The following is an 11,334-nucleotide window of genomic DNA, read 5'->3' as shown; positions in this document are numbered from 1 at the left end:
GGTTCCGATCTTTCTTTGAAACACCCTCATTTGTCCCGTAAAATGTTATCGGTCAAACTTGGCGTATTGGTCGCTTTTAACCTTAGAATCTGGGCGAGTAATTCACTCGTTACTCCTTTTCCAAATTCTGAACGTAAGTGACGTTCCGGATAGTGTTGTAATAGTTCTTCAGATCCAATTTCGCCGCAGGCGTACCATTGGGTATTCAATCCATGTGCGTGGGCTATCATCCGACGCACAGGGTCGTTGTCGTCCATTTGCATCCTGAAGGGTAATTCTGTATTAGGCGCTAATTCATCAGTGGAAAACACACCATGTTCAATAAGGTATGAACGATTATAAAAAGTCCCTAATGGGTAAAGTAGTAGCCCCGCTTCTGACGCTGCATTTTTTAGCTTTTCGATAGCTTGAAAATCCGGTTCCACCATTTCTAACAGTGTCTTTGTACGAGTATGGAACCATTCTTTATACTTGGTGTGCACACTTGCATTACGTTGAAAATACTCATTCGAATAAAGTAAACTAAGCGTATCAAAATATAAAATCTTCACTGAAACCACCTAGTCCGTATTAGGCATAGTTAAAATGGTGCTTCATGAAAAAATCCAGATGACATCCTCTTTCTAACGCTCTTTCCTCAATTTGCTTCCATAAGAGTGGTAAATAGGTTTTCAGATCTTCCGCTTCCGATTGATGATATTCATCCTCACAGTCCCCTGCAGCAGCTTTTAGCCACTCTGAAGGGGTTAAAATAGTGAGCCCAAGATGAAAATACTCTGGAATGGCTGCCCGTATTGATTCTTCGCTACCGCTAGCAACATACATTGTGAGGCCTTCACCTGTTGCGTAATAATGGCTAACACCGATGTAGAACATACCAACTCCTTAGAAGTGTATTGCTTGATGGAATATCATCGCCGTCTATAAAAATGCTGAAACTACACGTTCACGAAATCGTCCTAACCAGATTTCATCGAAAATATCGTCAGAACCCCGACCAGATGAGGAATGTTTAGATTGAATTCCCCAATCTAACTGGCTATATCCTTTGATGGCTTTTTTTGACGCAGATTCGGCTTCACCGTTTTGATTAGTTGCTTGCAGATCTGGGACGAACTCTTCTTTACCGATTTTGGCAAAGAGACAGGTTTCAGGAATGTCATGTTCTATACGTTCCGCGTAGTCAATTAAATTTTGCTCGGCAAACGTATAAAGCCAGGCTTGTTGATTTGAGCTGTCGTTGACTCGTAATATCCGGCCAAGTACTTGTCTAAAGTAAAGCTCTGTTTTTACGGAGCTGATATGACAACACACCTGTAAACGGGGAATATCGGTACCTTCGCTTATCATGCCGACACTCACAATCCATTGCGTCGTTCCTGTTTGATAAGCCTTAATTTCAGATTGAGGATCGTCATGATGGTAGGTCACTAATGTTGTCGACTGAGCAAATTTTTCAACCAATATTTTTTGTACTTGTTTGGCATGCTTCACTGACGAGGCAACAACGAGACCGCCGGCATTAAAAGATTCTTTGCGGATTTCACTGAGTTTCTGACATCCCAAGCCGAGGATATACTCCATCGCTTGAGTATTATGAATCACATCCTGATAAGATGTTTTCGATTGCTTAAGGAGCTCAAGAATAGAAGCAAATGATCTCTTCTCGGAACCTTCTGAAATCGTTAAGTGTTCATTATCAACCAAAACTATTTTAGGCTTACGGCAGACATTGTCCGCTATAGCTTGGGCTAAACCATACTGATAATCACAAAATAGCTTGCCTTCCGGATCACTATATTCAGCCAAGACGATCGGAAATTTATCTGAGCGCCAAGGAGTACCCGACAAAGCTAAAGTATAGGTGGCAACACCTTGTATACGGGCTAATATCTGCTGTCCCCAAATGTTCGCTCTTTCTGGTTCATCACCAGAACAGTGATGTATTTCATCAAATACAATAAGCAGCCGATATTTTTCAATGGTTCGCCAAAAGTCGTCTCCTAAGTACTGAATGGACTGATAAGTAAGTGACTGACCAATTGAGCCTAGACTTCCGTTGAATGGACAATTGATGGTTATCGAAAACGTAGTTCTCATGCTATCTGCTACAGAAACAGAAGGTGAAAAACAAAGAATGAGGTCAATCATACCTTTATTAAGTAGTGTGTTAGCCAGTGTAGCTGCCATGATGCTTTTTCCGGCTCCAGGTGTCGCCTGACAGAAAAAATGATTAAAACCGGATTTGTACTTTTCCATTGCGTGAGTGACGCATTCTGCTTGCCATTTTCTTAACATACTACGCTCTCTCGTGTGACAACGAATTCAGCATATTCGTAATAGCGTTAATATTGCCCATAAATAAAGCTGCCCTTTCGTTAGCGGCGACATGCAGACGTTCAAGGAGCTGAAATTGCTCGGGATATTGTTCTTTTAACGTTTTGTACTTGTCTATCTCACCAAAAGTAACTTCCAGCTCTCCCTTTAACCGATTGCGCTCAATCAATAGTTCTGAGTAATCGCTATTGCCTTTATTCGCAACTGATACTTTAGGGATGATCTTTTTTACACGTGATTTAGGTTTACGAGGTTCAAAAGAGAGCGATTTAAACTCGTCCGTTTTGAAGTAACGTTTTTCTCTACCAGAACCTTCACAGCGCAACCATCCACATTCTATGCACTTTAATAGTTGTCGATAAACAATCTTGCGGAGTTCATTGATATCTTTAGGGCTTTCGGGGAACATACGGGCGACATCTCTAGCCTCAACAACTGAGAATCCATCCATCTTCTTTTCTATCAACAACTTATAAATATATACGTTTATCTTTTGAGAACGTTTCATTTACTACTCGAACAACATAAACACTAAGTATTGCTTAGTATACATAAATAAGTAAAACTAAGACAATCTTAGTCTTAATGAGTACCACAAGTATGAAGCATAAGTGTCAACAGACAACCCCATCCCAAAGCGCCTCAAAGAAGCCCGTAAGAAAATGAAAATCTCTCAAAAATCACTGGGGATTTGCATTGGTATGGATGAAGGGGTAGCAAGTGCACGCATGAATCAGTATGAGAGAGGAGTGCATACTCCCGATGTTCGGACGCTAAAGCTGTTGGCTAAAGAGCTAGGGGTACCTTTGAACTATTTCTTCTGCGAAGATGCTGAATCAGCAGAGTTAGCAACTGAGATTTCAAAACTATCTATAGAGCAAAGAAACCAAGTGCTTAATTTTATTCATAGTCTTCAAAAAGGAGATGAGTTCGAAGGTTAACATTATGAAATATAAGTAAATGTGAAAATGAGTTCTCGCTAGAACAAAGTCATTTGGTCACTGTCCTTCTCTGTGTTCAGACTAACAGAGATACCGATCAACCTGATGCCTCGATTTTGTTGCCTTCCTAACCCTTCTTTTAATAATTCTAAGAAGAAATCTTTATTTAACTGCAATTTTTTGTGTTCGACAGTGGTTTGCTTGAAGTCCTGAAACTTTAGCTTTAACCCTTGCTTGATGATGTCGTTATCATGTGAGGCTTTTTGTAGCCTTTCAACGAGCTTTGGATAAAGCATATCAATCACTTCGATGCATTCTTTTTCCGAATAAATGTCAGTTTGAAAAGTTCTTTCTACACCGACGGACTTCCGAATCCTGCTTGTTTCAACTTTACGGTTATCGATGCCATGGCACCTTTCCCACAAGACTTGGCCGAATTTACCAAAATTATTTAAAAGAACATGATGGTCACATTCTTTGATGTCTTTACCTCTATAAAGATCAAGCTTATGTAATTTATCTAAAGTTACCTTGCCGACACCTGATATTTTTCCTAATTCAAGTTGTTCAATAAAGCTGTCTACTTGATGCGGCGGAATAACGCAGATACCGTTGGGTTTATTAACATCCGATGCCACTTTAGCAACAAACTTCAACGGAGCGACTCCTGCGCTTGCGGTCAGATTTAACTCACTCCAGATTGCTTTTCTGATATCTTCAGCAATCAAAGTAGCGGACCCATGAAAAAGCGGGCAGTCTGTGACATCAAGGTAGGCTTCATCTAATGAAAGTGGCTCGATAAGATCAGTGTATCTCGAAAAAATCTCATGGATCTGTTTTGAAACTGCTTTGTATTTATCCATGTTGCCGGGTACAACAGTTAACTGGGGGCATAGTTTTAGAGCTTTGGCTGTAGGCATGGCAGAATGCAGACCAAATTGCCGAGCTTCATAGTTGCATGTTGAAAGAACCCCACGTCCATACTGAGAACCACCAATTGCGATAGGGATTCCTCGTAGTTCGGGGTTGTCTCTTGCTTCAACGGCTGCATAGTAACAGTCAAGATCTATGTGGATGATTTTCTGCACCAAAACGGTTAACCTAATAGATTAAAAACATAATCACCAAAACTGCTTTACAGACGTTGAAAAATCAATTGGGTGTTTTGGTGAGGTATGGTTAAACCTAAATTATATGCTATACCTGTTTTAATATACAGTGCTTTGAGGTTTACTCATTTTTCATCTGCATGGGGATGTAAAATCAAAGTTATATATTCACGCATCTATCAATATCATGCTCAAAGCTATTAAGCATTTCATCTAAACGCAAATCGTACTCAACGCGTGTTAGCTCTTTGCTTTGGTACATGCTTCTAATATCGGAAAGTTGACGTTTCATAAGCGCCACACTGTTTTTTAATGAAACGGCATTATACGTTTCTGTGTAACCGTTAATCTCTTCAAATACTAAGTCGATATAGGTATCCAATGAACTTAGCATTTTGTGACCAGTCCATTGCTGTAGCTGTTGTTTGAATGCTTTTGTATTCAGTAAGTGCTTACGAAAATCATCTTTGTTGTTTATCTCATTGTGAGTAAGGATCATGTCTTTCAACTTGTTGGTAATAAATGCATGTCTCCAAAGATGGGCATGTAATTCACCGTCTATTCCTATCACTCTTTTCCATTCATTTAAGTAAGTCCCCCAACTATCTGCAGAAAGTGATAGACCATTGTTTAAGTTAATGAAAAGCATGTCATGCTTTACTTTTTTCTTTTTCATCACTCTTTTTCTAACCTTGACATACTGAGAAATGTAATCCAAGACGATTTTTGGTACGGGAATATAGCGAGTCGTTTGATCATCCCCGCGTTTTAATGTATGTACCTTAATGTTGCCAGTTCTCTTGGCTTCTTCATAATCAGAGAGAGTGATCATATGAAACTCTGTAATTCTGGCACCGAGCTGTTCCATGGTTATGTACATCGCTTTATCCCGAGTACGTTTGTCCCTTCCTACTGGTTGAGACATAAGGTATTCCCATAGTTTTAAAGCATCATCAGAGGACACTGGATGCCTTGACTTGATCGGATCCTTGTTTGGTATGCAAGGATGAGAAGTCTTGATACCTTCTTTATATCCCTTTTGTCCTTCGATTTTTATTTTGTATGGTTTTTCTATCGTTTGTATAGCGTTGGCTTTATCACTTCCGATGAAGTTAGTTAGATCATGGAACGCCTGTACAAACTTGAGAAAGTCCAGACATCGTTCAGCAATTTCAACGACTCTATTGTTCTCTCTTTTTAACTCGCCTGTTGGTAACATTTCGGTTTGTAAATTCTGAACAAAGAGCCTGAACAAAGCATCGGTAAGTTGGTGAAAGGAGTTAATCGATGGTTGATTTTCAACAAAGCGGATAAGATGGATGATTAACCCTGCTTCTTGTTTTAATGTCGAACTTGCAACTTTGTCTAACAACCGCTTGTGAACATACATATTTACTTCATAGCATGGGACGTGGTTACTCCATGTAAAGTATTGTATATCTATGGGTTTATTGATGACCAATGTATCATCGAGAGGACTAACATGACTCCATAATTCAAAGTCTTTTAACTTACGATAGGGCATGTTAAAGCTCCCCATTAAGCGTGTAATTTAGTTTCGTCTGTACTTCTTTGTTAAACCTGCGATAAAGTTCCTTTCTTTCTTCTACAGAGCCATCATTTTCTGCGAGTTGTTTAAGCTTAGAGCGAAGATCACTTATCATTGTTGTGAGTAAGAAGTTACTACGTTTGGTAATATCTAACTCATCCTTTAACTCATTTACTGTGTTTCTTAACCCCATTTTTGTTTGCTTACTGGGCTTTTTGCCTTCAATAGCACTTTCAATTGCAGTCTTGGCATTTAAACGTAGCTGATCTAATCCCAAGAGAAAGCCTCGCTCCAAAAGCTTGTCGGAGGTGGTTTTGAGCGTATTTAAAGAGCAGGAGCAAATTTCTCGTGCCTCATTTTCGTATTTAGCAATGCCACCTTGAGAATTTAGTGTTTTAATAAGATTTTCATCGTCTTTAAAATTATCTGGTTTATCAATTATTTCTTTTAGAAACTTGACGGTGTTTAACACTTTTAATTGATTGATTTCTTTAGCTTCCATTGTGGTCCGCCTTAATTTTTCTCATTGAATGTCAGTACTAAATTGAATGTTTTTTCTGTACTTCCCTCTGAATTTGTCACACTAAAAAATTCAGGCTCAAGGGAGATAGTTTCATCATCTAGTAATTGGAGAATTTCATTTTCTATTACTTGCTGTTTTTCAATTTGACTAATGTGAGGAACGGTCTCGTAATCATCTTCGTAAAAGTCATCAGCTGTATTGCTGAGAGAGTTGATCATCACTTCAGCGTTTTCATTACCAGTTAAACGGGTAGCGAGGAGTTTACGAAGTGTTCTGAGTTGTTCGGTATCGAGCTCATTAGCTGTTTTGTCGATAACGCTACTAGCGAGAACACTGGCTTTTGCACCATTTAGTACCGCGCCGGTTTCTGACTCTGAAATATAGTGGTAGAGGTGTTCCATATCGGTGTGACCCAGCATCCAACGAAGGGCATCCAGGCTTTCTTTTTTCTTTGACCAGAAGAAAACCAGTGCGAAGAAGCGTCTGAGTTGGTGCTGATGGATGTAATTCCGGCGGTATTCGCCATTGTCCATTAACACTAAATCCGTTTCCAGGTAATCACAAAGGGCATTATAGTGTCCATCGAAGCTTATTGGGATTACTTTGGAGAGAGAACAAGATTTGGACTGTAGGTAGTTAAAAAGTGATAGCTTACCTTTGTTTAGTCCAGAATCTTCAGCCTTTCTATTAAATTCTTCCAGTTTCCAAATAAATTTTGCAATAGAGGTAGGAATAGGGCGAGTAATGGTTTGATTTTCCCCTTTATTACCTGACTTTTTTAATTTGAATTGTAAGCTGTACTTGGGGGCGATTAATCCATCTTCCCCTTTTTCAACAATGCATTCCTTTTCACCACTAGTAAAAGGATTTTTGTTGGGTACCAAGTTTCCATATGGTTTGAGATCAATCAATTCATCTTGTCGTCTAGCCATAATTGCACCAACCAAAAATTGAATAGAGCCTTGTAATACGCAGAACAAATCAAAAAGGCTCTCATTGTTTCTAATACGTTGATGGCGGTTAGGAGTATTGAGTTCAAAAGCATTAACTTGTTTGATCCCTTTTTTTAACCACTCACTGCTGACGCAATTAATTGCATCCGTATCGAACCAATGGTTACGCTCAGATGAAGACATTTCTCCATGGATCTTTTCATTGTATGATTTCTGATGACGTTGAGGCTTGAGTTTATTGCTATCTGAATCTGAAGATTTACCTTTACCTTGAATCAAGGCTGTTAAGCATTGTTCCAATATTTCATCTTGGTTTTCTTTCGTAAATGTATAGCTCTGGTCAATTAGATTAAAAACAAATGAAGGAGATAAAGTTCGAGTACGTTTTGTTTTTTTTAGTCTCACGCCTTTAATATCATTAATGGTTTCAACCGTGAGCGTGTCTGGAATAATATTCGGGGTGCAGGCATCTTGACGGTCTAGGTTAGTATGTATCAGTTTAAGAACTGAAATATACTGTCTTAAACTAGAAGAATTCATACCACGACTATTGTCTTTATTGTTAATGGGTTTATATTCGGTTGTTATACTTTGTGGTTTTAGATGGAATTCAACAAAGTTAGATATTCTGATGTCATCAGATAAACATTTTTCACCTAAAACAAGGCTACCTAATACTGCTCCATTGCCATTATATTTGGGTATGTTTTGATAAGTGCGGTAATACCCTTGCTTAAATAACCATGCACTTGCTTTTTGCCTATTATTGGGGTTGATATAAATATCTTCGGATGCCAGCGTGGAAGTTAGGTAAGGGTATTGTGCAACGAATTTTTCGCATTCTTCGTCGCTGATTGTTTTTGTGCCATTGTCGACTAGTTTTTTGATTCTTTCTTCAAATCTATAAACTCCTTCTGTTGCACCATAAGTAGCCATTTGAGTGAAAATAGTCAGCCAAAAATTTGTATCCACAAACGATAGTTGATATTTTGCTAATAGAAGTTCTTTCGCATTCAGCAAAATAGCATTGATTAATCTGATAACATAGTAAACTTTTGTTAATATTGTTTTGGAAGCCAACTCGACTTTACCGCTGTTTTCCAATGGGTTAGCTGTGGCAGTTATCCAATACTTAAAGGCGTTGAGAAGCTTGGCGTGTTTGGGAGCTGTGAGTTTTTCTCCATCATCAAGAATAACAGTATTCCATCGAATGAATTTTGGAGTGTCTAAGAGGGTTAATTTCCAAATCGGCGCTTCGAATTCTGAATCTAGCCATGAAGGTACGCGGTCATCGTAGTCATAGATGCCGGTATTGTGGTTTGTGATCATTCTAAACACTGTGAAATCATTACTAGCTAGAGATGCTTCGTAAACGCTTTCAAATTCTTTTTTTGAAAGGGAGCTTAATGAACGTTCTTCTGATTTGATATCTTCAATCAGTTTTAGATGAGACTTTAGCATGTTAACGCCCTCATGATTATACTGCTATCAATTGGATTAGCTTTAGCGTCTTCTAACATCTGTTTGTAGTCTTCTTCTTCCTTGTACATGTCGGTTTCAAGAGATAAGAGGATGAATAATGCACATTGATACCAATGCTCGACAACTTCTTTTAATTGGGTTTTTGTGTCTACAGTCTCCACTATCGCTTTTATAGTAATCAGAAGTTGCAGTAATGCTGTACTGATGGTGAAAACCATCCCATCAAATGCACTAATAACATCTTTTACTTGTGATTGATTTTTCACTTCGTGACCTAAGTGAAATGGAATGTCACTAATACCGTGATTCTCAAGGAATTCAGTTATATTTTTTTCTGAGATATCAATGGCATCCAAAAGATATTGAGAGTCCTTCATTGCCTCGGATAAAATAGCATTCTGAAATTGACGTATAACTCGATCAACAAAAAAGTCCATAAGGGGCTTGGGAAGATAGCTGCCTTCTAACAACTTTAAATTAATTTCTTTATGCCCTAAGGCTCTGGCGACAGCACTCATGGATTTCGTTTCCAGATAGATTTGTAACCCTCTGTGCCGACGTAGTGAACGAAGTGAGAATATATCAGAGATAACATTGATATCATCCTGATTAATAAGTGCACTGTTTTTTGGTAAATAGTCGTTGTTCTTTAATTCTTGGTAAAATTCCGAGTCTATACTTAACGAGTTGTTTAAATTTGAGTACACGATTGCTTTATTATGTGTGGCAATAATGATCATCTTTCGCCAGTTTTTATCGCCAAGTGACTTCAGGCGTGCTCTGGCTATAGTTGTGTGCTCAATTAAAAAGTCTACTATAGCCTTCGTTTCTTCATTGAGAATCAACTCTTGTTGAGCAAGTGTTACACCTCTTCGCTTTTTGAGTGATACCGCTATCCACTGATTGCCAACTTGCTTAAAACCAACTTGACGGCCTTTTTTATCAAATAATTCCCACTCTTGAAGCCAACTTGGAGTAATTTTAGGGTGGGACAATATTAGTAGTGACAAGATAGCATTCATTGTCGTCCTAGTAGGAAGAGCTAATTCTTTAGCAAGTGTTGGTGCTAGACAATCGAATCCTAAAAAACCTGCATAATTAGAATGTTCCGCTCCAATACCATGATGGTAAAAAGTAGCAATGGTGTTTTCAAGGTTTTTTGGGCCAATAGGGTATTGAGAATTACGTGATGGATTTTTTAAGGGTTTAATATCACCATTTTGAACATAACTTGCATTACGAGCGTGAATGGCTTTTGTTTGTTCAAAAATATGAGTGCATACGGTTTTTATGTGGTTTAAGTCTTGATTTAGCCGTAAGTGAACGGTCTTAACTGCTTCTTCATCTTTAATATGCAGGTCAATGTCTTCAAACCAACGTTGAGATTCTTTCGCTGTTGCGTTACCGCCAATACTGAATGATAAGTCGTCATTGACAGGCTCTTTCCATGTTGGAGTTAAGAACGGCTTTAATGGGGCATCAAAAACCCCTGTTTGTATAAAACATTGAGAATAAGTGTTAACAGCCTCCAGCCACTTTGAATAGAACGTTTTTTCATCGTTACCTTGAATTTTTACCTTGGCGAACTGGATATCCATTATTTCAGCGAAGTATTTTTGTGCATTTTTAGCTGATAATTTGACTTTTAGTTCTTCAAGTGTCTGGGCTCTATGCAGGGTAAATCCATTCAAGACACAGGAACAAAGGAAAGACATTTTAGTCTTTAATGTAGTTAATATTGTAGTTAACCCATAGTTCTTTAATGCAATGTGAATTTTTTTAGTAAAATCGTCACCATATCTACAATAAATGGGATCGAGATTGACCTGAAGATCCTTTCCCTCTTTTGATTTTATTGCCCAGCCATTGAGATAATTCAATTTGTCATTATCGAGAGAAAGGTGACGATATAAATCAATGCAATGTTGGGCATCATCTGTGATTTTTTTCGTTCTTAAGTCGATTTTTTGGAAACTAAGATCTAAAGATAGAGCCATATGACTAAATATTTTATTGGCATACATTGCCCTGCGATAAGAGGTTACTAGAGATGCATCTGCTTCTGCGTAGATGAAGCCCACGAAAGTTCGAATGTGCTGATTAAATGATTGACTGTCATTTAATATGCGCAAACTAGAAAAGTTTTTAGGTTCGGACTCCGTTACTAGAAGATATGCAGCATAAATATTCAATATTTGGTTACGATGATCCTCAAGTATATTGGCTTCTACAAAGGGGATCAGATACTGGAAGTACTCACTAGAGCGAATAGTTTGTAACTTTGATAACGAGTTGAGAATTGTGGTATTCATGTATTACCTATAACTACCGTATATAAATACATAATATGAATCAATTGACAACTGTCAATGTATAATTGACTGTTTTATTTTTTCATTTATCAATTTAAACAATAAGTTATGATAGTATTGATAATTAT

The 11,334-nt window shown here is 38.1% G+C and carries 10 protein-coding genes; 1 reads left to right on the top strand and 9 read right to left on the bottom strand.

The window, feature by feature from the left end; translation table 11 throughout:
* Positions 1–26: 26 nt before the first annotated feature.
* From OH458_RS03405 to OH458_RS03390, 4 genes are read right to left on the bottom strand one after another with little or no spacing between them, the layout of a single operon-like run.
* Positions 27–551 carry a hypothetical protein gene (locus tag OH458_RS03405; protein ID WP_269977268.1) on the bottom strand — a complete coding sequence of 175 codons (525 nt, stop codon included), beginning with the start codon at positions 549–551 and terminating at the stop codon, positions 27–29.
* Between the two features lie 19 nt (positions 552–570).
* Positions 571–876 carry a hypothetical protein gene (locus OH458_RS03400; RefSeq protein WP_269977267.1) on the bottom strand — a complete coding sequence of 102 codons (306 nt, stop codon included), beginning with the start codon at positions 874–876 and terminating at the stop codon, positions 571–573.
* Positions 877–921: 45 nt separating this feature from the next.
* Complete coding sequence (locus OH458_RS03395; RefSeq protein ID WP_269977266.1) at positions 922–2,298, bottom strand: DEAD/DEAH box helicase; 1,377 nt, start codon at positions 2,296–2,298, stop codon at positions 922–924.
* A 1-nt stretch (position 2,299) separates the two neighbouring features.
* Entirely contained in the window at positions 2,300–2,845 is a 546-nt protein-coding gene (locus OH458_RS03390; protein ID WP_269977265.1) for a hypothetical protein, read from the bottom strand.
* 103 nt (positions 2,846–2,948) lie between these two features.
* On the opposite strand from OH458_RS03390, the gene OH458_RS03385 reads away from it, so the two are divergent.
* A complete protein-coding gene (locus OH458_RS03385) occupies positions 2,949–3,278 on the top strand; it encodes a helix-turn-helix domain-containing protein (protein ID WP_269977264.1) in 330 nt (109 codons plus the stop codon).
* A gap of 38 nt (positions 3,279–3,316) precedes the next feature.
* Here OH458_RS03385 and dinB read toward each other — a convergent pair whose 3' ends face one another.
* The 5 genes from dinB to OH458_RS03360 all read right to left on the bottom strand — a co-directional run bounded on the left by dinB (position 3,317) and on the right by OH458_RS03360 (position 11,206).
* On the bottom strand, positions 3,317–4,366 hold the full coding sequence (gene dinB, locus OH458_RS03380; protein WP_443088491.1) for a DNA polymerase IV: 1,050 nt from the start codon (positions 4,364–4,366) through the stop codon (positions 3,317–3,319).
* 181 nt (positions 4,367–4,547) lie between these two features.
* A complete protein-coding gene (locus OH458_RS03375) occupies positions 4,548–5,912 on the bottom strand; it encodes a site-specific integrase (protein ID WP_269977262.1) in 1,365 nt (454 codons plus the stop codon).
* Between the two features lies 1 nt (position 5,913).
* Positions 5,914–6,438, bottom strand: a complete 525-nt coding sequence (locus tag OH458_RS03370; protein ID WP_269977261.1) for a hypothetical protein — start codon at positions 6,436–6,438, stop codon at positions 5,914–5,916.
* A gap of 11 nt (positions 6,439–6,449) precedes the next feature.
* Entirely contained in the window at positions 6,450–8,873 is a 2,424-nt protein-coding gene (locus tag OH458_RS03365; RefSeq protein WP_269977260.1) for an integrase, read from the bottom strand.
* Complete coding sequence (locus OH458_RS03360; protein ID WP_269977259.1) at positions 8,867–11,206, bottom strand: hypothetical protein; 2,340 nt, start codon at positions 11,204–11,206, stop codon at positions 8,867–8,869. The genes OH458_RS03365 and OH458_RS03360 overlap by 7 nt, the downstream gene beginning before the upstream one ends.
* Positions 11,207–11,334 lie beyond the last annotated feature (128 nt).

It is taken from the genome of Vibrio sp. MarTm2, assembly GCF_027587055.1.
GTDB lineage: Bacteria > Pseudomonadota > Gammaproteobacteria > Enterobacterales > Vibrionaceae > Vibrio > Vibrio sinaloensis_D.
The sequence above is the reverse complement of the archived record's forward strand: the minus strand, read 5'-3'. Positions and strand labels throughout refer to the sequence as shown.